The 26,346-nt window shown below is 40.8% G+C and carries 24 protein-coding genes, 1 pseudogene and 1 riboswitch; of the genes and pseudogenes, 17 read left to right on the top strand and 8 right to left on the bottom strand.

What is annotated here, in order from left to right; all coding sequences use genetic code 11:
- Window positions 1–8 precede the first annotated feature (8 nt).
- Window positions 9–836, top strand: a complete 828-nt coding sequence (locus tag BBH88_RS10405; protein WP_006831460.1) for an ABC transporter ATP-binding protein — start codon at window positions 9–11, stop codon at window positions 834–836.
- An 846-nt stretch (window positions 837–1,682) separates the two neighbouring features.
- On the opposite strand, the gene BBH88_RS10400 is transcribed toward BBH88_RS10405, so the two are convergent.
- The gene (locus BBH88_RS10400; RefSeq protein WP_065536816.1) at window positions 1,683–2,546 is read right to left on the bottom strand and encodes a metal ABC transporter solute-binding protein, Zn/Mn family; all 864 of its coding nucleotides are present in this window, start codon (window positions 2,544–2,546) and stop codon (window positions 1,683–1,685) included.
- Between the two features lie 508 nt (window positions 2,547–3,054).
- On the opposite strand from BBH88_RS10400, the gene BBH88_RS10395 reads away from it, so the two are divergent.
- From BBH88_RS10395 to BBH88_RS10345, 9 genes are all read left to right on the top strand, one after another.
- Window positions 3,055–3,414, top strand: a complete 360-nt coding sequence (locus BBH88_RS10395; protein WP_006831032.1) for a hypothetical protein — start codon at window positions 3,055–3,057, stop codon at window positions 3,412–3,414.
- A gap of 1,126 nt (window positions 3,415–4,540) precedes the next feature.
- A complete protein-coding gene (locus BBH88_RS10390; protein ID WP_065536817.1) occupies window positions 4,541–5,839 on the top strand; it encodes an endonuclease in 1,299 nt (432 codons plus the stop codon).
- 204 nt (window positions 5,840–6,043) lie between these two features.
- Entirely contained in the window at window positions 6,044–6,346 is a 303-nt protein-coding gene (locus BBH88_RS10385) for a hypothetical protein (protein WP_154669154.1), read from the top strand.
- Window positions 6,347–7,197: 851 nt separating this feature from the next.
- A complete protein-coding gene (locus BBH88_RS10370; protein WP_006830626.1) occupies window positions 7,198–7,659 on the top strand; it encodes a VOC family protein in 462 nt (153 codons plus the stop codon).
- Window positions 7,660–7,838: 179 nt separating this feature from the next.
- The gene (locus tag BBH88_RS10365; protein ID WP_065536819.1) at window positions 7,839–8,189 is read left to right on the top strand and encodes a hypothetical protein; all 351 of its coding nucleotides are present in this window, start codon (window positions 7,839–7,841) and stop codon (window positions 8,187–8,189) included.
- A 58-nt stretch (window positions 8,190–8,247) separates the two neighbouring features.
- The gene (locus tag BBH88_RS10360; protein ID WP_065536820.1) at window positions 8,248–8,694 is read left to right on the top strand and encodes a hypothetical protein; all 447 of its coding nucleotides are present in this window, start codon (window positions 8,248–8,250) and stop codon (window positions 8,692–8,694) included.
- Between the two features lie 60 nt (window positions 8,695–8,754).
- Window positions 8,755–9,267 (top strand): transposase, encoded by a 513-nt coding sequence (locus BBH88_RS19505; RefSeq protein WP_065536476.1) that lies wholly within the window; start codon window positions 8,755–8,757, stop codon window positions 9,265–9,267.
- Entirely contained in the window at window positions 9,264–10,331 is a 1,068-nt protein-coding gene (locus BBH88_RS10350; protein WP_065536821.1) for an IS3 family transposase, read from the top strand. The genes BBH88_RS19505 and BBH88_RS10350 overlap by 4 nt, the downstream gene beginning before the upstream one ends.
- Before the next feature lie 258 nt (window positions 10,332–10,589).
- Window positions 10,590–11,306: a sulfite exporter TauE/SafE family protein gene (locus tag BBH88_RS10345; RefSeq protein WP_065536822.1), complete on the top strand. Its 717-nt coding sequence runs from the start codon at window positions 10,590–10,592 to the stop codon at window positions 11,304–11,306.
- A gap of 81 nt (window positions 11,307–11,387) precedes the next feature.
- Here BBH88_RS10345 and BBH88_RS10340 read toward each other — a convergent pair whose 3' ends face one another.
- Window positions 11,388–12,590, bottom strand: a complete 1,203-nt coding sequence (locus BBH88_RS10340) for an MFS transporter (protein ID WP_006830630.1) — start codon at window positions 12,588–12,590, stop codon at window positions 11,388–11,390.
- Window positions 12,591–12,676: 86 nt separating this feature from the next.
- Window positions 12,677–12,776, bottom strand: a riboswitch (purine riboswitch).
- A 250-nt stretch (window positions 12,777–13,026) separates the two neighbouring features.
- On the opposite strand from BBH88_RS10340, the gene BBH88_RS10335 reads away from it, so the two are divergent.
- Both BBH88_RS10335 and BBH88_RS19225 read left to right on the top strand, forming a co-directional pair.
- Window positions 13,027–14,316 (top strand): M48 family metallopeptidase, encoded by a 1,290-nt coding sequence (locus BBH88_RS10335; RefSeq protein WP_065536823.1) that lies wholly within the window; start codon window positions 13,027–13,029, stop codon window positions 14,314–14,316.
- Between the two features lie 162 nt (window positions 14,317–14,478).
- Window positions 14,479–14,742: a hypothetical protein gene (locus BBH88_RS19225; protein WP_154669153.1), complete on the top strand. Its 264-nt coding sequence runs from the start codon at window positions 14,479–14,481 to the stop codon at window positions 14,740–14,742.
- A gap of 546 nt (window positions 14,743–15,288) precedes the next feature.
- Here the strand turns inward: BBH88_RS19225 and BBH88_RS10330 are convergent.
- Window positions 15,289–16,335, bottom strand: coding sequence for a bifunctional glycosyltransferase family 2/GtrA family protein (locus BBH88_RS10330; RefSeq protein ID WP_065536824.1), 1,047 nt, complete (start codon window positions 16,333–16,335; stop codon window positions 15,289–15,291).
- A gap of 431 nt (window positions 16,336–16,766) precedes the next feature.
- Between BBH88_RS10330 and BBH88_RS10325 the strand changes: the two genes are divergently transcribed.
- The 3 genes from BBH88_RS10325 to BBH88_RS10315 all read left to right on the top strand — a co-directional run bounded on the left by BBH88_RS10325 (window position 16,767) and on the right by BBH88_RS10315 (window position 19,137).
- Window positions 16,767–17,351, top strand: a complete 585-nt coding sequence (locus BBH88_RS10325) for a hypothetical protein (protein WP_238323302.1) — start codon at window positions 16,767–16,769, stop codon at window positions 17,349–17,351.
- 55 nt (window positions 17,352–17,406) lie between these two features.
- The gene (locus BBH88_RS10320) at window positions 17,407–18,405 is read left to right on the top strand and encodes a macro domain-containing protein (protein WP_065536826.1); all 999 of its coding nucleotides are present in this window, start codon (window positions 17,407–17,409) and stop codon (window positions 18,403–18,405) included.
- A gap of 81 nt (window positions 18,406–18,486) precedes the next feature.
- Window positions 18,487–19,137: a vWA domain-containing protein gene (locus BBH88_RS10315; protein WP_006830636.1), complete on the top strand. Its 651-nt coding sequence runs from the start codon at window positions 18,487–18,489 to the stop codon at window positions 19,135–19,137.
- 166 nt (window positions 19,138–19,303) lie between these two features.
- On the opposite strand, the gene BBH88_RS10310 is transcribed toward BBH88_RS10315, so the two are convergent.
- On the bottom strand, window positions 19,304–19,555 hold the full coding sequence (locus tag BBH88_RS10310) for a hypothetical protein (protein ID WP_006830637.1): 252 nt from the start codon (window positions 19,553–19,555) through the stop codon (window positions 19,304–19,306).
- Window positions 19,556–20,082: 527 nt separating this feature from the next.
- Here BBH88_RS10310 and BBH88_RS10305 point away from each other — a divergent pair.
- The gene (locus tag BBH88_RS10305) at window positions 20,083–21,168 is read left to right on the top strand and encodes a Delta(10) desaturase DesB (RefSeq protein WP_006830638.1); all 1,086 of its coding nucleotides are present in this window, start codon (window positions 20,083–20,085) and stop codon (window positions 21,166–21,168) included.
- Window positions 21,169–21,228: 60 nt separating this feature from the next.
- Here the strand turns inward: BBH88_RS10305 and BBH88_RS10300 are convergent.
- Window positions 21,229–21,678 (bottom strand): annotated as a pseudogene (locus BBH88_RS10300) (GNAT family N-acetyltransferase).
- 483 nt (window positions 21,679–22,161) lie between these two features.
- A complete protein-coding gene (locus BBH88_RS10295) occupies window positions 22,162–22,854 on the bottom strand; it encodes an AIM24 family protein (RefSeq protein ID WP_006830640.1) in 693 nt (230 codons plus the stop codon).
- A 305-nt stretch (window positions 22,855–23,159) separates the two neighbouring features.
- Between BBH88_RS10295 and BBH88_RS10290 the strand changes: the two genes are divergently transcribed.
- The gene (locus BBH88_RS10290; RefSeq protein WP_006830641.1) at window positions 23,160–24,044 is read left to right on the top strand and encodes a proline iminopeptidase-family hydrolase; all 885 of its coding nucleotides are present in this window, start codon (window positions 23,160–23,162) and stop codon (window positions 24,042–24,044) included.
- Between the two features lie 177 nt (window positions 24,045–24,221).
- Here the strand turns inward: BBH88_RS10290 and BBH88_RS10285 are convergent, their stop codons facing one another.
- Together BBH88_RS10285 and BBH88_RS10280 are read right to left on the bottom strand one after the other, a co-directional pair.
- Window positions 24,222–25,754, bottom strand: a complete 1,533-nt coding sequence (locus BBH88_RS10285; RefSeq protein WP_065536827.1) for a PH domain-containing protein — start codon at window positions 25,752–25,754, stop codon at window positions 24,222–24,224.
- Complete coding sequence (locus BBH88_RS10280) at window positions 25,751–26,245, bottom strand: PH domain-containing protein (protein WP_006830643.1); 495 nt, start codon at window positions 26,243–26,245, stop codon at window positions 25,751–25,753. Before BBH88_RS10280 ends, BBH88_RS10285 begins: the two co-directional genes overlap by 4 nt.
- Window positions 26,246–26,346 lie beyond the last annotated feature (101 nt).

Here is a 26,346-nt window from a genome sequence, read left to right as displayed (position 1 = left end):
AGGATCGTATGACGAAATTAACTGCAGAACGGCTTGGAGTAGCGTATGGGGATCTGGATATAGTGAGTGGACTGAACCTTGATATACCTGAGGGGAAAGTAACGACAATCATTGGCCCAAACGGATGTGGAAAATCCACTATATTAAAAACCATATCACGGCTGTTGGATGCTAAGACCGGTGCTGTTTACTTGGATGGGAAAGCCATTCATAAAACATCCACCAAAGAAATTGCAAAGAAGATGGCAATACTTCCTCAAACGCCTGAAGCCCCAAGTGGATTGAATGTGATTGAACTGGTTTCTTATGGGCGATTTCCTCATCAAAACGGTTTCGGTCGGCTAAGCAAGAAAGATAAGGAGATCGTTCAAACGGCAATGGAGGTGACTGGATTGGTGCCCTTTGCGAAGCGTCCAATTGACGAATTATCAGGTGGACAACGACAACGCGTTTGGATCGCGATGGCACTTGCTCAGGAAACAGACTTATTGCTACTGGATGAACCCACAACCTATCTTGATATGGCCCATCAACTGGAGGTCTTGAAATTATTACAACAACTGAACGAAAAGGAGGGGCGGACGATTGTCATGGTCATCCACGACTTGAACCACGCTGCCCGCTTCGCAGATTACATGATTGCGCTAAAAAATGGGAACATTGTAAAAGAAGGCACTCCTTCAGAAGTCATGACTTCTGAAGTGCTTCGAGATGCATTCAATATTGATGCTGAAATTGTAATGAGTCCTCGAAACGGAAGGCCAATTTGTTTGACCTATGATCTTATCGGGGAGAATGAAACTGTGTCAAAAGAGCAGTCGGTTGGGGCGTTATAGTAGTTAGGAAGTGTCTAGAAATAAAGTATGTTTCATTTGGAGTAAAAGCTGTTGATACTTGTTTATAACCTTTTTCGCTAAAAAAGTGGCGATAAGGCCACGGTTTTTGAGTTAAACCATATTATGGTGCTACGCAATCCGTTTCAATTCTACTGTTCACATTTGTGGCTAATCTGGGAATCATTAAAAGCGGATGGCAGAGAGACCTCTTTATGATTGCCCTGATTTTTCTGTCGGCTTTTTTGTCTATTCTAGAATTCTTGCCTTTTACGATAGGTTGTGGAACAACCGAAAGATCAAAAATCTTTGATGGAAGGCAGTCTTACACATAATGATTTGTGCTTTCTATAAACCCTTCCGGACTCATTCGATACGCGAGTCGATGGATTTTACATCGGACGCGATTCTGTCCAGCATGCTGGTCTATTAAAAAACTGCTAATTTGAATAATTGTGATTTACGGATCGCTTCTCACCTTGTTATAATTATAGAAAAAAACGATTTGTATAGCTGGAAAAGGATAACTATTGATCAAGAAAATTCACCCTCTGCAGAAAAGCTGGTTTTGCACTAGTTTTTCTGCAGAGGGTGATTTTCTATTGTTGATTTCAAAAATTCTTGAAAACAAGATTAGTCATTTTTGGAGTTCCGAACCCTATTTTAGAAGTCAATACATGGATAGTTAGGAAAGCTTAATCTATAGATTATTTGGTATCCGTTCAGTCGCCTGGATTCCTCCACCAACAATTATCCATTTATACATAGACCATCTTCTCCTTTCCCGTGCGAGTATCTTTTCTAGAAGTAAAATATTAAAAAGCACCGCAAGTTTCGCAGTACTTCGACTTACTTCAGAATGGTTTCCAACACGTCACGATTCTTTTCCATCAACGTGAAATAGGTCTCCCCGTTATCCAGATCTTCTTGAGTCAAGACGCTTAAATTATGCATCTCAATCGCCTCCGCACCGACTTCTTTTTGGATGATTTCTGTTAAATCGGATGATACATTCTGTTCAAAAACGATATAGTCAATTTCTTTCTCTTTTGCAAGATCAACAATCTCCGTCAATTCTTTTTGAGAGGGTTCATCCTCGCTGTTCAACCCGGCAACCGCCACTTGTTCAAACTCGTATGTGTCCGCAAGGTATCCAAATGCAGCATGTGAAACGAAGAATGTCTTGTTTTCAACCTGGTCTGATAATTCAGCGAAAGACTGATCCAGTTGTACCCATTCACTGACAAGCTCATCAAAATTTGCTTCGTATAGTTCAGCGCCTTCTGCATCTGCCTCTACTAGTGAGTTTTTAATTGATTCAGCAAGCTTCTGACTCAACACTGGAGAAATCCAAAGATGTGGATCTACAGACCCATGATCATGCTCATCATGACCTTCTTCTTTATGAGAATCATCGTCATGGCTTTCCTCTTCAGCATGATTATCGTGATTTTCTTCGTCATGGTGTTCATGTTCGTGATTCTCAAGACTTTCTTCTCCATGTGATTGACCAGATTCTAATTCTTCATCGGAAATGGCATCAGCAGTGGCGACAAGTTCCACATTTTCTTCGCTAAGTGTATTTTTAGCGCTGTCAATAAACCCTTCGAGGCCAAGGCCGATATAAAAGAGCAGATCGGATTCGGTCGCTTTGGGTAGAGCAAAGACGATTGCTCCTGCGCAAGCTCGTCGCTTAGCCCACGGACGCGCCACGCCACGCCTGGTAGGTTGGTAGTAAAGGGAGTGGTGGAGCTACTTTTTTGTAGGATAACGAGAAAATAGTTGGTAAAAAATCTCTGTTGAGAGTTGCTTTGGTCGTCTCGTTTGGTGTGTTGACATACTAACATGACAAAGGAATATTCGTAAGTAGCAAATTTGATATTCTGTAATTTTGCTTGAGTTTAGAGCTCGTAGTATCGTGTGAAAATTCTTTAAAGTCAATAGGTCGCAGAATATCGAAAAGTGTTTTGACACGTTTACGAACTGTTTTATCTAGTAAACTTTCGACCATATTCTCATAAAAGAAAAGCTAATGAAGATGGACATCTCCAAATTTGAATACCACATGAATGGTTCAAGATACGGGCAGCTGAATTAAAAGAAAAATAATCACAGAATTACTGAAACTGAATGTAACATAAGTGCAGTTAGGTTACATTCAAGCTCTTATTAGTTTAAAGTCCAGCTTATTATTAAATACCGACCTGAAAGAAAAAATGGCATGCGAGAGAGAAAACTCGAGAAGTTAAAAGAAAAACTGATGATGGGATTAAAAATAGAGGGGGAGGAATATGTAAAAAAGATACTGATAATGAAGATGTTAGTTTTTATATTTGTTGAAGCATTTGAAGAGGAAAAAACTACAACTGATAGAAAAAAGATAGCTGCTGTTAGAGGCATATTAAATAAAGCAAGCCACCTAAATGCTGAATATAAAATTGCAACTGAACCAAGATACAAGATTCAATTAATCTACAAAGATAGATCTACGGAGGTTATTGATGTAATCGAAGAATTCGGTAAGAACAAGACTCTTCTAAGCAGTGATAAGAATGAGTATTACGAAATAAATGATAAATAAACGTAGAGAACATTAGAACTCTTGCTGAACTAACGAGTGATGGTACATGCAATGGTCACAGCGATTATTCTCGAAGCATTCTTTTTTGAGGAAAACACATGTTAAGTTCAGCTTTCATCCAGTAAATTTAAAAGGAGGTTTGCATTGTAAAATATCTCTGAGTAGTTAATTTATTATTTATATAAGTTGAATTAAAGAAACAGCTTTTTCAACTCAATGAGGTAGGGAAACGAAGAAATCGCTCCAGACGGACGCTTTGGGCCCACAGGATGTGGGTCATGCAACTGGCGCGACAGGACGTCGCGGTGCCAGTTGCCAAGGACCTCGCCCCAGCCTCCTCGTCGCAAGCTCCTGCGGGGTCTCCAGGATGTCGCTTCACTGCTCCAGCAGGAAAGTCATTGAACGAAGAGAGTTCGGGCAACGGCTTTGCGACGAAGCTAGCGCAGCGATGCAGGAGCACATCTTTGCCCTTCGCCGACTTGCGCTCTTTCTTCTAAGCACCCTTGAGTAACAAGTCATCAAGATACGGAGCAAATCAGCGGAGACTGTTATGAGAGCAGCGCAAGTGACATGGAAAGAAATCCACTCGGGCAGGCCCGAGTTCGTTCAGCGCCAGATCTTAGCAGCTGATTGGCGGAACATTAACAACCTGGAATCATTCGTTCAACTTATTTAGTTCTTAGTATCGCACTTTTATCTGGAATTTGCAGTTTACATAACGGTGGATGAGTGTAACTTATTAGCAAATAAGTCACACTCATCTCCCTTGTTCCAAAGAACTCCGAAGGGAAAGAAAGGCAAGTAAATCGTTCAGAAAAAATAATATATTCGCTTCGTCAGCGCGTCAACTAGATGGAAATTGTATTAGAACGCTCTGCAGAAATTGTGTGTGCAAGCTACGTAAACAATTTCTGCAGAGCGTTTTATGTTTTATTAACTTTATGTAATTTTCGCTAAATAACATTGACTCTGAGGAATGCATTCGGTAAAGTTTAACAATAGGATATAAAAATGTAAATTAAAGTAAAAAAATATTAATAATTCACAAAATGTATCGGAAGACAGTCACAGAAAACAGCAGGGAAAACAGAAACGTTTTTCCCAAAAAAAGGAGGACGACGACACGATGGACAAAAGATTATGGAACAAATCAGCAAAGGTGCTATTATCAGTGGGGGTCGCTGCGAGCCTGTGGGCGCCGAGTTCACAGATGACGGTTCAAGCAGCTGCACCAGCAAGCGACCTTTTTATTTCGGAATATATTGAGGGCAGCAACCTGAACAAAGCCATCGAAATTTACAATGGCACAGGCGCTTCAATCGAGTTGAGTCCTTATTCACTAGCGTTGTATGCAAATGGCAACACATCTGCGCAAAGTGAGATGGCGCTTTCCGGTAATGTTGCTAGCGGTGATACAGTAGTCCTTTATCATGGCGGCGCAGATTCGGTGATTCAAGGCAAAGGAAATCTGCAAGACACCAGTGTGATCAATTTTAACGGCGATGATGCATTGATACTGGAAAAAGATGGAGTACCAATCGATTCGATTGGCCAAGTGGGAGCGCGCATTGAAAATATGAAAGATGTCACGTTGGTCCGCAATCCGGATATACAAGTTGGCGGCAGCGTAGTGGATGACGCATTCGACCCTTCGACTGATTGGATTGCGTATCCTGTTGATACATTTGAGCACCTTGGGAGTCACACGATGGATGGATTTGGTGAAACGCCAGCTCCTGCTCCAGCCCCATCTGCTTATTATGAAACAGCAAATGGTTTACAGGGGACAGCATTGAAAGCGGAACTCCATGAAATCATCGATGATCACTTTCAACTCAGTTATTCACAAGTATGGGACGCATTGAACATAACGGACGAAGACCCGAACAATTTGAACAACGTCCTCTTACTGTATAGCGGACAGTCGCGTTCGAAATCTTTGAACGGCGGCAATGTCGGCGACTGGAATCGCGAACACACATGGGCGAAGTCTCATGGCAGCTTTGGAACAGCAATGGGAGCGGGGACGGATATCCATCATTTGCGCCCGACCGATGTACAAGTGAACGGGCTGCGTGGCAACCTGGACTTTGATTACGGCGGCACTGCAGTGAGTGGCTGCGATGGTTGCTTGCGCACAACTACTTCCTGGGAACCACCGGATGATGTAAAAGGCGACGTCGCCCGTATGCTGTTTTACATGGTAGTCCGCTACGAGTCGGGTGACGCGGTGGACTTGGAACTGAATGACCAGGTGAATAATGGTTCAACGCCTTACCACGGCAAAATTTCCGTTTTGCTGGAGTGGCATGCACAAGATCCTGTCAGCGCTTGGGAACAGCAGCGCAACGAAAAAATCGAAGACATCCAAGGCAACCGCAACCCGTTCATCGACCATCCAGAATGGGCCAAATCGATTTGGTAAGTAGTTGTTTGTGGTTTATGTCCTCGATAAACAAAACACTAAAATGGTGTATTTTGTAATTTGAAACTATTCAATAGCTAGTTTATGTGTGGCATCTTATCAGAACTAGTAGTTATTCTACTAACAAATATAAAGGAGAAAAGCGGTGCTAATTAGCCATGCTTTTCTCCTTTTGTCTACTTCTACATCGAGCTATTTAAGGCAGTGCTCGTACTCGTTGTCTTCATCTACGTGGCCGATACAGAAAGAGAAATCACTGCCGTTATTAAGTTAGATAACGATAACACGATAAGCTATGAATCCAAAAAACACAAAAACTTATTGAAAGTTCTTCACATGGAATCCAATGAAATCATCGAATCCACTTTAGATAAACAAGAAATAAGATCTTTAGGTGATGATGTAGAAAATCTATCGAATCTAGAAAACATGATGCCTGCCGTTTTGATGTTCAATGGCGCATCGATGGGACTAGAAAAAGTTAATCAGTTGTTAAACATTCTGTGAATAGATGAATTGATTATTCCGATTGGACACTTATATAGTGGACTGTGGGCACAGCAGTTTACGAAGCTATATCCTTTTAAAGTGAAAACGTTAATTCTGATGGATTCTACTTCCGAAGATTTGAAAAGACTAGATAGTTTAAATCTTCCTGTCTTAAACGAACAGTCTTCCGATGAAGAATGGTATGAAGAGTGTAGCACTTATGCGAATCTCAGTGGAACTGCACTTAACAGAAGTAATCAGTCGACTTTAACTGAAAACCAGAAAAGATTGCCTTCACCTACACAAGAACGATTGATTAAATTTCAGCGGAAACCCATCTTATATAAAGCGATGAGGAGTGTGAAGCGGAGGTTTGAAAAGCTGATGAGATATGAATCAAAAAACTAGAGCAGTTTCCAAATCTCACTCTTTTGGTAATAGAGCGGGACAAGAAATACGTTATTCAACATAAAGTGGAAGAAAGTTTACCTGAATCAGAATTAATACTTCGTGAAGATACATGGGAACAATTGATCAAAGAACAAGCAGAGATTTCGAGTAGTAACAGATTAATGTGCGCTGAAAAGTCGGGGCACTCTGTGCATCTTGATCGGCCAGATTTTATAATTGCAAAATTAACAAAACAAGTAGAAGACCAAAGTTTAAATTAGTGTTGTTTACATGTCGGATATTAGCGAAAGTAAAAAATTCGAAGGATTTGCCTCAGCTTTTTCACCTGGAAAAGTATAAAGTAATGGGTAGGTTAAGAATAATAATGTCTGAATTATCCGATTTTCAATCAAAAGTTGTGTAGAGTGAAAGAAACAGTTCAAGTAAAGTGAAAAGAAAGGAAGGGAGAGATAATTGTTTTGATTAAAGGTCTTTATGAAGCACACTTGCCAGTGAGTAATTTAAGTTATTCAGTTGAATTTTACAAAGTATTAGGGTTGGAGTTCGATCATCAAATTGAAGATGATTTAGCTTTTCTTTGGATTGAAAAAGACAAAAGTTGGTTGGGTCTATGGAAAACTGAGAAAGTTGAAGTGGAATATCATCCGTCCATAAGACACCTTACCTTCGAAGTTTCAGTTGAGGGATTGAAAAATACTGTAAAATCGTTGAAAGACCGTGGATATGAACTGAGAAAAGCCTTTGGTTTTGAACCGACAGAGCCTTTTGTTATGCCGTATAGTGATTATGCACATGCTAAAATTCATTTTAGTGACCCAGATGGCAATAGTTTAGAGTTTATCTGCAAATTAGAAAATCCTAATAAAAATAAATTTCCCTCGAGATTTTTGCTTATGGACACCGAGCGAAGGAAGTTCTAATGATGTAAAAGTAGATTTTATGAAATCTAGTTTATATATCACTGATTATCAGAAGTAAGATAAAAATTGGAGTTATCTGCGTAAATAAGCTTGTTTCCAAAGAAATGAAACGGTTCTCACCCATTTACGTCTATGAATCAGAATGATTTATTCAATAAAATAACAAGGGGGAGTTTAGTTTGAAGCAATTTTTATATGATTTTATTTGGACACTAGCTATCGGGTTAATATTGTATTTAGGAATGCAGCTACAGGCACAGGTAGCTGAAAAATCTCAAATGACTTTCACTATTTTTCCGCTTCAAGCGTACATTGCTTTATTCCCAGTAGCAATTGGAGTACCCGCGCTTTATATCGTACTGATGACTTTCTTGCCGTTTTCACCTTTAGGAGAAGGTTGGCTTTCTATTCCGAACATTCTTCTTTTCGGCGGAACGACTGTCCCAACAGTTGCCGGATTAGTATTTGGGTACGTGGTATTAGCGTGTTTTAAAGTTGTAAATCTTTCAAACTCTAAAGCAACTTACTAGCAAGAACCTGATGCTTAAACAACATAAAAGCAGATGCTCCATTTAAAAGGAGGACAATATGTATACAGAAGAATGGGATATACAAGAAATTAAACACTTAAAAAAGAAAAAACTAGTTCAAGATAATATTTATATGTTGCTGTTATTCGTGATTCTTGTTTATTTTACTGATAGTGGAAAGCATGCGCTCACCATAGGAACATTTTTTGTGTTTATATGGATAATGGTAGTGCTCACTTTGTACACTCTAAAAACGGGAAGATCTATTGGTACAAAAACAAGTAAACGCGTGCAAAAGTTTGATAGAAATCGTTTGGGAGAAAAGCGATGGAAGCGAAACAAAATAATTGAAGTTGTCATTGTTAGTGTTGTAGGTGTGGGTATTGCCGTTTTATTATTTGTTACGGATTTTAACTCTTTAACGTTGGACTTTCCTAGTTATCCTTTCCCGTTCCTGGGAGCTTGGTTAGGCTTTAATATAGGAGAGCTTGTCCCCCTGTGTTAGGCTGGTTGTCGTACGAAACTCTCCTGTTATACTTTAATTATTAGATGGAGGTTGTGCGACATGACGAGTGAAAATAGAACGCGTTATACGAAAGAACAGAAGGACGCTATCCTGAAACGGATGATGCCCCCTCAAAACGAATCCGTTAAAAGCATCACGGAAGATCTCGGAATTTCCAAACAAACACTTTATAAATGGCGAAAACAAGCACGCAGTGCCGGACAAGCGACACCGGGAAATGACCAAGCATCCGAACGCTGGAACAGTGAAGATAAGTTTCTGGTGGTGCTGGAAACCTACGCAATGACGCAAACGGAACTCGCGGAATACTGCCGGAAAAAGGGATTGTACAAAGAACAGATTGATGCTTGGCGCATCAGTTGTCTAGGGGCCAACACTGGTGAAATCAACCAGACCAAACGGCTTTCTCAGGAACTGAAGGAAGAAAAACGGCGGACAGCTGAAGTGGAAAAAGATCTGCGAAAAAAAGAGAAGGCGCTGGCTGAAGCTGCGGCGTTATTGCTTCTGCGAAAAAAGGCCCGAGCGATTTGGGGGGATCCAGAGGACGAATGATCCGCCCGCCAGATCGCCGACGTGCGGTTGAACTCATCCAAGAAGCGAACCGCAACGGGGCCCGCTTGGCCCGTGCCTGTCAGGAATTGAATATCAATGTCCGCACGTATGAACGGTGGGTCTCCGGTGGCGAAGTGAAAGAAGATCAACGCCCCGACGCCGAGCGACCTGTGCCTCAAAATAAACTGAGTGAAGAAGAGCGACAAGAAGTGCTGCAAATCGTTAAGAAAGAAGAATTTGTGGACTTGCCTCCTTCCCAGATTGTGCCGAAGCTCGCCGATCGGTCCATCTACATCGCCTCTGAATCGACGATGTACCGTATCTTGCGCCAAGAACAGATGCAACAGCACCGCGGTCAAAGCAAACGCCCGAAAGCGAAGTTGCCGGAGAGCTATTTGGCGACGGATCCGAACCAGGTCTGGACGTGGGATATCACGTGGCTGAAAGGTCCGGTGAAAGGGCTTTACTATCGACTCTATTTGATCATTGACCTGTTTAGTCGAAAGATTGTCGGCTGGGAAGTCTGGGAAATGGAAGATGCCAATCATGCGGCCGATCTGATCAGAAAAACCGTCGTCAGCGAAAAAATACACGGAGCGCCACTGGTACTGCATTCCGATAACGGCAGCCCGATGAAAGCCGCGACGTTCCAGGCGTTGCTTGAGAAACTGGGGATTCAAAGTTCATACTCCAGACCGCGCGTCAGTAACGACAATCCGTATTCGGAAGCCATTTTTCGGACACTTAAATACCGGCCAGAATTTCCGGCTGACGGATTCGCCTCTCTTGAAGAGGCACGGGAATGGACCACTCGGTTCGTCCACTGGCATACGCATGAGCATCAGCACAGCAGCATTAACTTTGTGACGCCAGAACAGCGTCACACGGGTGTTCACGTGGAAGTACTGAAAAATCGGCATGAAGTTTACATACAAGCGAAACAAAATCGGCCGGAACGGTGGGCAAGAACGACAAGAAATTGGCAACCGTATGAATCTGTCGCATTGAATCCGATGAAAGAGAAGGCGCGGACGGATCAGTTGCTTCAACGGCAGAAGGAATAAATAGCAGTTTTCGAAAACAGAGAGATGCGACAACTATATTGACAAACACCGTTGTTAGAATGAGCAATTTACATAGATAACCGAAAAAATGGACGTCTTTATCCACATCTTAAGAATAACTGATATTTTTTACAGAAGGAAGGCAATGGGAAAGTGATTATGCAAAAAAGTGCTATTGAGAGTTGCCTCCGCTCTTTTGAGCAGGACTCTCGCGATATGGTACCATTTGAACTAGATCTTTTATAAGCAGGTGATGTCGTGGGAATTATTTTGTTTATCGTCATTATTTTAGGAGCTTCGGTATTGCAGACGAGCACGGGATTTGGGTTCTCGATAGTGGCGACACCTTTTCTTTTGCTGCTGTTTAGCGTAACGGATGCCATTCAAATCAATTTGATCTTTTCACTCGTCATTTCAGGAGCGTTAATTTTTAAAATTCGTTCGGATATTGATATGGACGTTTTGAAAAGACTGGTGGTGGGAAGCCTCGTTGGTATGCCAGTCGGAATCGCTATTTTTATGGCGGTTGATTTAGAAAAACTGAAGTTAGCAATCAGTTTGATCATATTATTGCTGCCGGTGCTGTTGATTTTCTCTTTCCGGATTAACCAAACAAACAAACGAGACAGGTTTTTCGGTGGGGTGTCTGGAAGTTTGACGACAAGCATCGGTATGCCGGGACCGCCGCTTTTGCTCTATTTTTCGGGGACAAATATACAAAAAGAGAAGTTGCGTGGAACAACTCTCGCTTTTTATCTGTTTATCTATTCGATCAGTCTCGTGCTGCAACTTTATTTTTCTGGCACAAACAAAACTGTTTGGGTTTCAAGTGCTTTGGCAATGCCGTTTGTTTTGGCTGGGTTGTATTTAGGACAGCTCTTGTTCAAGCGGATTGACCAACTTTCGTTTCGCTTTGTAACCTATGGAATTTTGCTGTTTACGGGGTTGTTTTTGCTGTTCGATAATTTAAGTTGAAAATAAAGAGAGCAAACGAAAAGCCACTTAGAAAATCAGTTGATTTCCTAAGTGGCTTTCTTTTATCTGCATAAGAATTACTTACTTTTGCTCAAAATTCGCTTTAAAGTTTTGATTGCCAGACGGTTTGATCGTTCGCTTGATAGCAGGACGTGTTAGTGAAAACACCGCACAGCCAAGAGCGATAAGAACGATAACAGCGCCAACCCACGGCATACTTGAGACCGAGCCGGTTTGAGTCAAAGCGATTCCGCCGATTGCTGAACCAAGTGCAATGCCTACTTGAAGTGCAGAGTTATTAAAACTTTGCTGAACGTCAGACGTTGCAGGGTCCGTTTCAATCAAATAGCTTTGTTGAGCAGGTGCAAGAGTCCAACTGAGCGCTGCCCAAATAATCATCACCGGTAAGAAGACGATCAGTGAAAACGTTGTGAACGGAAGGATAAACAATATGACCGCAAACGCAGAGATCACTAAGATAATACTCTTTTTCGAGCCAATCCAATCGGACAACGCGCCGCCAATTGCGCCTCCGCTAACTGCCGCAATACCAAACAGCAAATAACAAATACTGATCCACGTCGAGCTTAGCTGCAAATTCGTTTCTAGATACGGTGTGAAATAAGCATACACGGTATAATGTCCTGCCAGCATAAACAAGGTTGCAAGATGTGCAGTACCAATTTTTGCACTGGCGACTGCTTTTAACTGCTGTTTAATTGGAACCGCAGTGCCACCAGGAATTGGCTGGATATAAAGTGCAATCAGCACCATGGAACCGATCGACAACAAAGCAATGCCGAGGAAAATAAAACGCCATCCAAAAGCGTCTGAAATGAGAATCCCGAGTGGCACACCAAGAACCAGTGAAGAACTGATCCCCATGAAAATAAAGCCAATTGCTTTTGCGCGGTAAGGCGGCTCTACAAGTTTCGCAACGATGGTAAGAGACAAGACCACAATAAGTGCTGTACTCGCTGCAGTGATTACACGTGCAATCATCATCCACGTAAAGTCAGGACTAACATAAGTCATAAGGTTGCCGAGAAAAAAGACAAACATGGAAATTAAATAAACTTTTTTCCGTTCAAATTTACTGGTGGCGACAAGTAAGACGGGACCGGCAATGGCAATAATCATGGCGAAAACCGTGATTAGCTGTCCTGCCGTTGCTAAAGATACATCGAATTCTTCAGCAATTGTCGGCAAAATTCCTCCGACAATTAGTTCTACAAGTCCTACAGCGATTGTGGATAAGGCTAAAATATACACTTTTAAATTCATTTTTCGTACGCTTCCTTTCTTGAATGCACTAATTAAATACGGCAAAGATCTTTATAAGAAAACATAAAAAAATCCTGATTACAAAAAACGAACAAGTCGTTTTCTGTAATCAGGATTTTTCGGCTCCTGGTAGAGACCCCTAAGCCATATCCTTAAGGTTATACAGATGCATATAATAAGTACTTTAAAATATTACTACAGTCTAGAAATTTCTGCAAGTATTTACATAATAGTTCGAAAGATATAACTGAAGAAATCTCTTCAGACGGTCGCTTTGGCCAACAAGATGTGGGTCGCATAAACCCTTCAAAATAAGACTAAATTGTTATCAAAACCTACAATGAAAATAATTATTGCACTTATCAAATTTGTATTCTCCAAATGGATGTCGTGTGCTATTATATGTAAGATATTCCAATTTGAGAGGAAGTAAACGATGAACAAGACGAACATTCAATCAAACAGAGAAACCACGTATTTTGTAATCAGCTTAGTTTTCAGCATTGTTATTTACGCACTTGCAGCAGTATCGATTATCGGTATTGCCATTGCCCTAACCATTTTTGTCATTTTACTTTTCACAAATTTGATCATGCTTGGTTCGATTCGTGGAAATGGTGTCCGGATTCATGAGCGGCAGTTTCCAGATGTATATGAGCGTGTCCAGATTTTAGCGAAACAAATGGAACTGAAAAAAGTACCAGATGTTTTTGTTGTTCAATCTGAAGGGGCACTCAACGCTTTCGCAACTCGTTTCTTCGGACGCGACATGGTCGTTTTGTATTCCGAGGTGTTTGAACTGGCACGCGAGCAGGGACAAGAAGAGCTAGATTTTATCATTGCTCACGAACTGGCTCATATCAAACGCCGCCACGTTTGGAAAAACTTATTGATTTTGCCAGCTGGGTTTATTCCGTTCCTCGGCGAAGCCTATAGTCGGTCTTGCGAATATACATGCGATCGTCACGCTGCCTTTACGATTCAGAATGCGTCAGCTGCGAAACGCGCATTAACGCTTCTTGGAATTGGCAAGAAGACGTATTTAGAAGTAAATGAAGATGCATACCGTGAACAAATTGCTACAGAATCAAACGCTGTTGTTTGGTTAAGTGAAGTGCTATCGACACATCCACGATTGCCAAAACGTATACAGGCTATTGAGCAATTCGATAATAGTGATGCAAAAACTTATAATCCTGATCATGGCAAAATCGCGTTAGGTGCCATGTTAATGGTAGGTGTGCTCGGTGCTGCTTACTTCCTGACGGTTGCTCTTTTTGCAGGAAGCGCATTTGCGTTTGCACAATTCTTACCGGATTTTGATGATGCTCTATACGAAGAGGATTATGCAGTAGAAGGTCAAACACCTTTAATGTCTGCTGTTTCAAGGGGTGACCTTGCGGCAGTTGAAGACTCTATCGCAAACGGAGAAGATTTAAATGCAAAAGATTCAGATGGAGCGGATGCAGTGATGTACGCTGCTTATTCTGGAGATATGACTATTATGTCGTATTTATTAGATGCCGGAGCGGATGCCAATACGAACGATGATTACTCGACAGCACTTGGAGCAGCCGTTATGTACGGAGAATATGACAGTGCATTGCTGCTAGTGGAAAACGGAGCAGATCCTGCATTGCCTGGACCTGACGGCTTGAGTGCGGCGGATCATATGGGAGCTGAAAGTGAAGCGGAGTTTTTGGAGATGTTGGACGAGGGTATATGATTCTGTTTAAATTACAGGAAATAGTAGATTGAAAGTTAACTTTCGGTCTACTATTTTTTTGTTTGTAGAAAGGAGACTTATCAATCACAGAAGGATGGAAGTTGAAAGAAGGAACTGCTATTTACACTGCTATTTCAGAAGACGAACTTATGGGCAGTGAGCATGAAGGTTCTGTCTTCTCAAACAGTAAAAACAACTTCCTACAAATATGTCTCGCTGAGAGCTATCCTAGAGAATTTATACAAAACTACCAGTGAATTAGAAGTGAGTTTTGGTCAATTAGCAGAGTCTTTTGCTAAATTGTATTCGAATGTGGTTCTACGGAATGGCTATTCTCAAGGGCAACAAGCCCAAATCGAAAAAGATTTAAGAAAAATACAATTAAATTTCAATATTCCAGCTGGCGCATCTTTTGAGTCACTATAAAAAACTCACAGACTTGGGTTAATTCATCTGATTGAAAATAACATCCTCAAAAAATATGTAGTGGGGGCCTTGTATGCAGATACTAGCGGACTACTTTATGGATTTTCGAAAAAGATCGAAAAGTAACATTGACTCTAAGCAGTTATGAATTTTTATTAAAATTCCAAACGACAACTTTCAAGTCGGTCAATTATGAATTGGCAAAATTTCTACAAAATAAAAACGTTAGTTTGTCTCGAAGCATTTTGCTTGATGAAACTGAGAAAATTACACAATGCGAATCATTAAAACAATTTCAACAACTAATTGAAACTCATTGCTAAATTGAATGTCATCTTCTACGAAACAAGAAAAGGATTGACGTATTTTACCTTTTCGTATCAGTGATTTCAGTTGAAGGAGAAAATCAACTGAGTGAAAGAAGTAGACATCATTTCCTTACAGTATGCATAGAAGACTTAGGTTTTTACCAGAAGCTTATTAGCCATCAAAAAATAGCCAGAACAGAAAATTTCATTTCTGTTTTGGCTATAAATTTTTTTACAATTATTCTTTACGGAATACCCAAGCACGTTGAACCACAAAGCCGAATACAAAGAGAATGGTATCCACACCTAGTTTCAAAATGATTTCTCCGCGTCCGAGCCATTCTGCGTAAAGCAAATGGACTGAACCGGCAGAACTCAGCATGATAAACGCAGCCAATAAATAATAGCGCACGAGCGACTTGCTGGATCCTTGCTTAAAGACTTTATTGCGGTTGATGTAATAATTAAATAATGAAGACAAGATGCGGGCCGCAATGGTTGCCAAAATAATGAATAAACCAGGAGCCGGGTCTTTAAGCAGTTGGATAAACATCCAATATAATCCGATGTCCAGTGCAAAAGATGCTCCTCCTGACAATCCATAGAAAATGAAAACTTTATAAATATGATAAGAATCCCTCAAGGGATGAAAGTGTGAGGATTCATTGTCATCTAAATAGATGGTTTCAATCGTCACTTCTACTATATCGATCTTATTTTTTCCTAAATACGCCAAAACATTCATTTCATATTCAAATCGCTCACCGATTACCGAGAGTAGTTGAGGGAGGTAGTTGACCGGAATGCCTCTTAATCCGGTCTGTGTGTCAGAGAGGACAACGCCGGTTGAAAGTCTAAACAGCAACCGCGTAAAGCGATTGCCAAATCGACTTCTGAATGGAATATCTTTTTTAGTGAAATCCCTGGCACCAAGTACCACTTGATCGGGTGTCTTGAGCAATTGTTGCGATAACTGCACCATGTCATTTGCCAAATGCTGGCCATCCGCATCGGCTGTGATGACAGCTTCAAAAGGAAGATTATTCGTAAGTATATAGTGGAAAGCCGTTTTTAAAGCACGCCCTTTTCCTTGGTTAATGGCATGATGTAATATCGTTATTTCTTTATGTGATTCCAGTGTGTTAAATATAGGTGAATACTCTTTTCCGCTGCCATCATCGACAACGATAATATGTTCAAAACCTGCTTCGATTATTTTTTGGACAGTATTCAAGCACTTTTGATCTGGTTTATATGCTGGAATAATAATAGCGAACTGTTTCACGTATGGCCCCCTTTCTGCTTTTGTTAGCTCGTATAATTATTTCATTTCGAAAGTCATCAGACGATTTACTGAAAGCTTTGTCGTTAGGGTCTTCTATATAAGAATACCCTAGCGACAGTAACTTCACACAGCATATGATGGGAACTTCCAAAACATTTATTGAGATTTTCTTTCTATACGAATATTATCAGGGAAAAGGGAAGGGAGTATGCTGGAAATGAAAGATTTGTAGCATCCTTATAAAAGGGAGTAGGATTCATGGCAATTGCTAAATACGTTACGTTCTAGCAGTACAAAGAACAGATTCAATCTATACTTGTGTCGTTTACAAAAGAAGAATTAATGATGAGTTTTTATTAGAAAGAGATGAAAAGAAACACCTGGAGATCTACTATGCGTCTTTTGAATATGTAAATGAAGAAGCTAAAGTGGTGATTGTTGGCATTACACCTGGATTTCATCAAATGAAAAAATCGTTTTCGACGGTGATAGATGCAGCTGAGAGACGACACAATGATGAAGAGATTCTTCGGCAAGCAAAGAATAACTCTAGTTTTGAAGGGCCCATGTGTAAGAATTTAGTGAAAATGCTGAATGATCAGGAGTTGAATGAGCATTTAGATTTATCTTCTAGCTCAGGGCTATTTAAGAAAGCCATCCACTTCGTCCATACGACGTCAGAACTTGCTTATTCCGTGTTTTGTAATGGGAAGAATTGTAGCGAATCTACTCCGAGTTTGTTGAAAAATGAGATGTTGAAGAACTACATTACAGGAAATTTTGCGGCAGAACTAATAAATTTAAGTGAATCTTTGATTATTCCTTTAGGTGTAACTGTCTCGAACGCCTTAAATTATCTAGTAAAGAAAGAAATCGTTTCAAGTGAGCAAATTCTCTCAGGTTTCCCACATCCTTCGGGTGGCAACGGTCATCGCCACAAGCAATTTGCAGACAACAAAAGAGCGATGAAAGACATGCTGAAAGTTCATTTTGCGAAAATGGAAGTATCTGATTAATGCACTAAATGGATGGGTTTGCAAAAAAAACTAAATCACCAAGGGAGATGAAAGCATGCCACTAGAAATCGTACGAAACGACATTACGAAGATGAAAACCGGTGCCATCGTCAATGCTGCAAACTCTAGCTTAAAAATGGGTGGCGGTGTGTGCGGCGCCATATTTAATGCTGCAGGGGCTCAGACGTTACAAGAAGCATGCGACCAGATTGGTCATTGTTCTGTGGGCGGAGCGGTGTGTACAGAAGCTTTTTCGCTAAATGCCAAATACATCATCCATACGGTTGGACCTGTCTGGCAAGGAGGTGGTAATGACGAAGAAGTATTGCTTCGAAACTGTTACTGCAACTCGCTCAAACTTGCTTACGGGCTTGGTTGTGACTCAATTTCTTTTCCGCTCATTTCTACTGGGATTTTTGGCTATCCAAAAGAGCCTGCTTTGCAAATTGCGATTTTCGCAATTGAAAGGTTTCTGATGACACATGAAATGCATGTGTACCTTGTGGTGTTCGACAAGCAGTCTTTTGGAATCAGTGAAAAGCTATACCGATCGATTGCGGCTTTTATTGATGAAAATGAAGTAAGTGCGCTGGAGAAGAGAGATACACGGTATCGCAAAAAAAGCGATTCAGAATCCGCTTTGTATAGTGTAGAAGCAGAAGTTAAAGTGGAATCCCAAACGAAGAAGAGTTTGAAGGATATTTTTGAAAATATGAATGAATCCTTTTCACAACGACTGCTCCGTTTTATTGACGAAAAAGAGATGACAGATACAGAAACCTATAAAAAGGCGAATATCGATCGAAAGCTATTTTCTAAGATTCGTAATTCTCCTGGCTATACACCGATGAAAAAGACGATTATCGCTTTTGCAGTGGCTCTTGAACTGGACCTAACTGAAACAGAGGATTTGCTTGAAAAAGCCGGATACAGGCTATCGCGCAGCCATAAATTCGATTTGATCATTCTTTATTTTATTGAGCAGAAGAATTACAATATCCATGAAATCAACGAGGCTTTGTTCGCGTTTGATCAAATGCTTCTCGGTGCTTGAAATGTCGCTTTAAAAGCGACCATTTCGCCCGTCGAAAGTCGTATCTTTAAGTTGTAAAGAAAACTTGAGGAGGAATATACGATGAAAAAAGAAGCGACGGAATTGGTTTTTATTCTCGACAAAAGTGGGTCAATGGCGGGGCTAGAGAAGGATACAATCGATGGCTTTAACGCCTTGATTGAAAAACAGCGCAAGCTTCCTGGGGAGGTCCGTGTTACGACAGTGCTGTTCAATCAAGGGTATGAACTGCTGCATGACCGAATTTCGCTAAAAGGCGTTTCTGCGCTGACCGAAGCGGATTATGAGGTAGGCGGAATGACGGCGTTGCTCGATGCAATCGGTTCGACGATTCAAAAAATAAGCAACGTCCAAAAAAGCACGATGCCAGAACAGCGAGCAGATAAAGTAATGGTTGTTATTACGACCGACGGGTTGGAAAATTCCAGCTGTGAATACACGTATAAAAAAATTCATGAACTGATTGCGATGAAGAAAAACGAAGCTCATTGGGAATTCATCTTTCTTGGTGCGAATATTGACGCAGTCGCGACAGCGCGTCAATTCGGAGTAAAAGAGGAGTTCGCGGTTAACTACCATGCAGATGCTAAAGGGACTCAGTTAAACTATGATGTATTGAGTGAGGCCGTCACTTCTTTCCGAACAGGAAAAAAGATCGATCGTAGTTGGAAAAAAGATATTGAAAAAGACTTTAATGCTCGCGCGAAGAAATAAAGTTCCTTCGTTTCCTTATAGGAGGAAACGAAGGTTTTTAGTTGCTGAGTTGATATCTGAAGGCAACGTCCGCTTAGACCGACCAAACCTTGTAATAGTTGATGAATTTGTGAGACTGGGAAAGTCAAAATGGTTTATAGGTATCGAAACCTTAAAAGGGTACTTTTTACTCTCTGCTCCTTAATTCTTCCTGAAGATAATCTGCAAAATCAAGCCAAGTAGTTTCATCTGTCATCATGCCTGAATTTCTATACTCGTATATTTCACGAATATATTTTCTCAAATCAAAATCTTTTATACGGTTGATATTTTCTTTGATTGTGTCAATGACAAGTACAGGTATATCTGAACGGCTGCCTAATGCATATTTAAAAGCAAAGAATACAATATCATTAGTTACTGCTAGTTTCTGCTCCATTCTTCTTCCTCCTTAAGTTTACCTTCAATTTCTTAAATGATTCGAATTCCTTCTGCTGTTGATCAACTTTCTATACGGAACACACCATCATCATTTCCTAAAGCTCATTTTCTTCTTCTACTCCATGTATTACGGCGGCTTGTATTTTCATTCTAACCTCCTCATTAAAATTCAATCCTTTAAACCTACTACCATCTATATATGGCTTATTGAGAAAATCGAGAAATGAATAAAGAAAGGTTAAGTAACTGTTATGATTATGAATTTGTAGAATTAACCTGTACAGTAAAGGATAGCAGAATGCATGAAATGATTGCTTGAAGTTTTAGAAGTGAGATTTAGAAGGCTAGAAAAGAAGGCGCTGTAAGGAAGATTTTAACGTTTGTAAAAGATATTGAACATCCAATCCTCTATAAAGAACGCTCTTTATAGAGGTGGTTATTTGTTTGGTCCATGCTGCTCTAGTTTTTGATCGCACCTAATCGGTAGAAAAGAAGAAGCAATTGCTTGTTAATTGGAGGAATAGTATGAATAAAGAATTTCACTCATTTGGCTGGTATGCGTCTAAAGTATCGCCGCATATGCCCAAAAAAGCATTTAAACCGGTACCAGGACGTTTGCTTGGTGGTCTCGCCTATTTACTTATTACTATTACAGGAATGTTGGCTATTGGCGTATATGATTTACCCTTTCTTGCAAACACCGCCATTTCATTTGTAATTGGAACAAGTTTTGCCGCAATGGGATTTTTAGGACATGAAATCTTACACGGAACGGTAGTGAAAAAAGCCGGATTGCGTGATTTACTAGGAGCTGTTTTCTTTTTCCCTCTTCTTACTGGACCCAGACTTTGGCGCAAATGGCATAACATGACCCATCATGTTCATACTCAACATGAAGAGAAAGATCCGGATACGTGGATGTCTAAAGATGAATTAGACAAAAAACCTGCGCTGAAACTTATCTATCGATTGCCATTTTCAGTCCGTGCATTTCTGGAGTTTTTCTCTTTGTGCTTTTTATTCACGTTGCACTCCACTAGAATGTTTTTCACTTATGTTAAAGAGTTTCAGCCTAAAAAACGGGGGGCTGTTTGGATCCAGTTTTTAGTGCCTTGGGTTGTTTGGATAGGTTTGGTTTTCTTTGTCGGAATAACAAACTGGGTATTTATCTTTTTAATTCCACATTTGATTGCGAATGCAATGGTCATGGGGTATATTTCTACTAATCATCGGTTGAATCCATACGTTCCTGTAAATGATCCACTAGCAAACACTTTATCAGTGACGGTTCCTAAATGGATTGACGTTTTACATTTTAATTTTTCGTATCATACAGAGCATCATATATTTCCAAGTATAAGCTCTAAGTATTATCCTTTAGTGAAAAAGCATATAAAGGATAATTGGCCAAGTCTTTATCACGAGATGCCCATGTCGAGTGCTTTGAAAGCGTTATGGAAGACTCCTAGAGTTTATTATAATGGGAAAGAATTGATTGATCCTCAGGCTGGGTTAGTCTATGGGTCACTCGGGAATGGTCTTGATCCCGAAGCAATAGAGCCGCGATCGTTAAATGAAAGCGATGCTAAAAATGGAATAAAACAAGCATAAAGTTCTAAAGGACGTATCTTTTATCAAGATACGTCCTTTTTTTGCATTGCCATCTATAAATTATACATTTTTCACAACGGCCATTTCTTTGCCAAACCGGTCTCCATTATCAATAAACCCTAAACTAGCATAAAGGTGATGTGCCCCAAGGTTTTTGGGGTGATAGCCTACAGCGATTTTCTTGGCATTTAACGATTTAACCATCTCATCCATCATTAAACTGCTTGCTGCTTTTCAAATTCCTTTGCCTTGAAACTGTTTATCGACCATTATGCGATAAATCCAATAAGAGTCCAGTTCTTCTGGAGCGGAATTGTACATCAAAAATCCAACGACATTTTCTCCAGTATAGATAGCTAACGGTTTCAACGTCAGCTCGAACTTTGATTGTGCTATAGATACTGCATTAGGTTCCACATATTGTTTTTGTTCTTCTGCAACTTCTAGTTCACAGCAGGCATACCAATTTTCAGTGTTTACTTCTACAATTTTAATAGTTAATGTACTCATAATTTTCCCCTTTCAAATTGCGGGGAACCTCTTAACCACTAGTCAAATAAGCACGAACCCCGTGTAATCTGTGTTCACAAAGATAGCTTTATTTTTCATAATGAACGCCTCCTGTACCGATATTGTCTTTCAACTAAGTGTAAGTATCAGATGATTCAATTGTACCATAGTAATTTGCTTCTTTTGAACCAGCACTTGATTAGTAAAATTTTTTGTGACATGAATATTTATAATTTCTATAAAGGCTGGACGTATCGAATAATACCTGCAAGCATACATGAACTATCCTGAAAAAAGCCAAGTAAAAAATGAGCTTTGTTCTAGAAGTTCGTTTTGATAACGGATAAGATGTAATTAAACTAACAGCACAAAGAAAAAGGTTCTGATTTAACTGCCAGAATTTTTTTGAACATTGATTATCAAAAAAAGACCCGCTACCTGTCAAACTTGGCAAGCAACGGATCTCGTATTGAAAAGTAAAAATCATTTTTGCTGCGCTTGATACACTTCTTCAAAAGGCTGGACAACGACAAAGCCATTGCCGGAAAATTTCATTTGTACCGACTCTCCGCTGCCTCTGCCAAACAAGCTTTTCAATTGAATATCTGTAACGAAATCAGGTTCTAAACTACCTGACCACGCAACCGTTGCGTTCGGGTCTGTGAAAATGGGTGTATCAGGTGTAACGAGCAATGTCAGCGGTTCATAATGTGAAGTGAAGGCAACAAGACCATGTCCTTCTAAGCGCACATTAAACAAACCACCCGCCATCATACCAGCGACGCGGCGCATGAGCTTGATGTCCCACTCCAGTCCGTCTTGAAAAGCGAGCAAGTCATTGCCATTAATAAAGATACTCTCACCTTCCAAATCCAAAATGGTGATTTTTTTGCCACTGTCAGCTACATAAAGTTTCCCTTGTCCATTTGCTTTCATCAGTTGCGCACCTTCGCCACTAAAAGCTTTTTTGACAAATTTCCCTAGTCCGTGCTCTAGCATTCCTTCACGTTCAAATTTGATATTTCCTTCATAAGAAATCATGGATCCCGCTTTTGCCCAGACCAGACCGTTCAAGTTTACTTCTAATAAACGATCAGTCTCCAGTTCAAAAAATTCACGTGCATTTTCGTCTTGTTTTGTTTTTTGGACAAATTGATGGATAGAGTACTTCGACATCTACTATTCCTCCTTTAGTTGAATAGTAGATTATACGTTTGAATCGTGAAATGGTTCCAGTGAAATGGATTAGCATGTCTTCAATCCCACCAAGAAGGGCGCGAGCATCTCTCGCGATTGTTTAAAGTAGTGAACATCACTTTTCAAATGCTCTTTATTAACCCAAATAGCCAAACTATCAGTGCGGAATTCTGAATTTCACATAAAGATTTACTCTCGTTGTTATTCTTGTAGAAAAAAGGAATTCCCCATCCAGAAGAGAATTAGTATTGAGAACAGCTAGCAACAAAAGGAGGAATAACTAAATGGGTCTTGTCTCAGAAGGGTATATCCCTGTTACAGGGGGGAAGGTGTGGTACCAAGTCAGCGGTGACGGTCCAGGCATCCCGCTGTTGGTTTTACACGGAGGACCAGGAGGGAAAAGCAGCGACAGCGATCCGCTCTGTCAGTTAGGAACAGATCGACCGGTGATTCACTTTGACCAGCTGGGGTGTGGGAAATCAGATCGACCTACGAATACAGAACTATGGACAGTGGAACGTTATGTAGAAGAGTTGAGGCAAGTGATCGATGCGTTGAAACTGGAAGAAGTCCATATTCTAGGTCATTCTTGGGGAACGATGCTAGCCGCTTCCTATTTGTTGGGAAAACCAGACGGCGTCCGTAGTATTATTTTCTCTGGACCCGCTTTAGATGCACAAAGATGGGAACGCGATCAGCGGAATTACTTGAAACAACTCCCACAAGACATCCAAGATACGATTGAACAAAGCGAGCAAGAAGGGACGACAGACTCTGCAGAATACAACAAAGCAATGATGGCTTTTTATAAACGTCATATGTGCCGTGTTGATCCGTGGCCGAAAGAAATGGAAGAAGACATGGAAGAGATGAACCAACAAATTTATAATTTTATGTGGGGAGCTTCGGAATTTACCGTTACCGGCACGTTAAAAAACTTTGATGTGACCGGCCGCCTACATGAAATCACAATTCCTACTCTTTTCACATGTGGACGTTTTGACGAAGCCACGCCTGAAGCAACTGAATATTATGTAGGGTTCGTTCCAAATGCAGAATTCCATGTCTTTGAAAACAGCTCCCACATGCCGGGAATCGAAGAACCAAAAGCTTATGTAGCGATGGTTCGTGAATGGCTAAATCGGCAAGAATTTCGGCCGGGTGCATAAAGAAATGAACGTAAATCGCCCCCGTGTCAGAAGCAGTTCTGGTACTGGAGAGACAATTTGTATTTTAGATATGGCAGTAGTTGGTGAATCAGCATTTCTAAGGCCAATCTGCGAAATAGCGCGAACGTAGCAACCAATTAAAAAAACTCTTTGCCGATATTTCGGCAAAGAGTTTTTTTAATTGGTCGTATCCAGTTTGACTTCTTTACTACGCTCGCGATACCAATGACGAAAAGTACTTGCAAGTGAATCTGGTATATCCTCGAGATAAGACGTGTGGATTGGCCGAGCGCGCGTGACCGTCTGGAGAGAAGAAAGGCCAAATGCACGTTGAATTCGGTTTTGCTTGATTTCGACTTCGATAATTTTTTCTCGTTTTGTCACAAATAAAGTAGAAGTAAATCCGCCGTTTTTCAACTGAATCAATTCATCATGCAAGCAATAGCGCGTGTGCAGAAAATCCAAAATGCGAGATGCGAGGATCAATAGCAACAGCACACTAGACGCAATCCACCATGTGTTGTCAATTCCCAGAAATTTCGGTTGGAAGTAAAACAACAATGCGGTCGCGATCAGCCACAACCAGCTTGGCTTGAGCATACGGACCCAAAGCGCGCGGCGGGGCAGTCGCTGCATGTCTTCTTGGATGCGGTAGCCCGGCAACAACTCAGAAACGATTGCGTATGCTTTTTTCTTAGGAAGAAAAGGGTAAAGAGAACTGATGTTCAACTCTTCTGAACCTAAAGAAAGACTGCCGGCACTGATTAGTTTGACTTCTGCTAGCCCGAGAATGCGCTTTGTAAAAGATTGTGTAATTTCAATAGCTTGAACGCGTTCTTTGGCGATTGAAAAAGATGCGTGTGACAATACGCCTTTTTTTATATAGACGCGCTGGCTATCAGAAGAAATTTCGTATTTCCCATATTTGATAAACGAATGGAGAATACCGAATAAGAAAGACGCTAGGATAATCAGGATAGCTACTATAGCAATCATCCAAGGTGAAGCTAGCAAACTTGCGCCAATTCCGTCTAGTCGCTCTTCAAGACTGACAAATTCGGAAACATTATAGTAAAGAGAAGCGAGAAGCGGAACAAGCAGCAAAAAGCTGAACGATGTCATGGAAGCTTTTAACAAATCGCGGCGTGTGGGTTGAAAATGGATAATGTGCTCTTCCAGTTGTTTCTGTGTGGCCTGTTCGTGTTCAGTGGCCGGTGTCGCACCGGTGTCGTCCTCGCTTGTTAGTTGTTCTGTCACAAGAGATTCTTTGTGTTCTTGGACAGCTGACTCCAGCCGAAGCACTTCTTTTTTCGTAGTGACTTCGAATTTCACGGAGGAATCCTCACCAGCAATTCCAGTTTCGAAACTGATCGATGTCAGCCCCAACAAACGATGGGAAAATGAGGTATGGCGATTGATGTTCTGAACTTTTGAAAATGGAATCGACTGATCGGTTTTATTGAAAATGCCTCGTCGCAAATAGAACCGCTGGTCGTCAAGTGCATAAGTGGTCGTTAGCCAATTTAAAACAGAGGATACAAGGGACCAAAGAAAAAACAGCAAAAATGCATAACGGCCGTAAACAAAAAGAGTAGAACTGTTGTTGGCTTGAAAAACAAATAACACTAAGATTATGAAAATCGAATTCCGAAGTAATTTACCTATTTTAAAAAGAACGGTTGCCGGATGATGGCGACGAATGGCAATCATTGTTCCACTTCCTTGATTTTAGCGAATTGGGCAATGCGCTCACGCAGGTCGGCTGCCGTTTCTTTTGGCAATGCCGGAATTGCATGGCTTGAACCCATCGTTTCTACTGACAAAGAAGCAAGGTTAAATTTGCGCATCAAAGGTCCCTGCGTCAAGGAAACAGCCTGAATTTTCGTCATCGGCACCAATTGCTCTGTCCGGTTCCAAATACCAAACTGAAGATACAAAAACTCTTCGTCCAAATCGTAGCGCCAGTTTTTAAAAGTGAGTGGCGGACTGAGAACCGACCAAGCCAAGCCAACTACAAAAAAGATAGCCAAGGCAATCAGGACCCAAAAAATCCAGTTGTACCATTCAAAGTGCCAGTCCAGGTAAAACAGCACGGCCAGGACTATAAAGGCAATAAGGTTGGAAATAAGTTCATCCATGCGCCAGTATTTGACTGCATTGGGTGAGAGAGAATGCCGAGGAGCGGCATATTGTTCATTCATCTGTATAGCACCACCATTTTCGCAAGATAGTATTCTATACGTTCGGATTGATATAAGGTTTCATGATGGCAGACATTGCATTGAATAAAATTAGAAAGGTA

This window comes from Planococcus antarcticus DSM 14505 (assembly GCF_001687565.2).
GTDB lineage: Bacteria > Bacillota > Bacilli > Bacillales_A > Planococcaceae > Planococcus > Planococcus antarcticus.
This window is presented reverse-complemented; position numbering and strand designations above follow the sequence as displayed.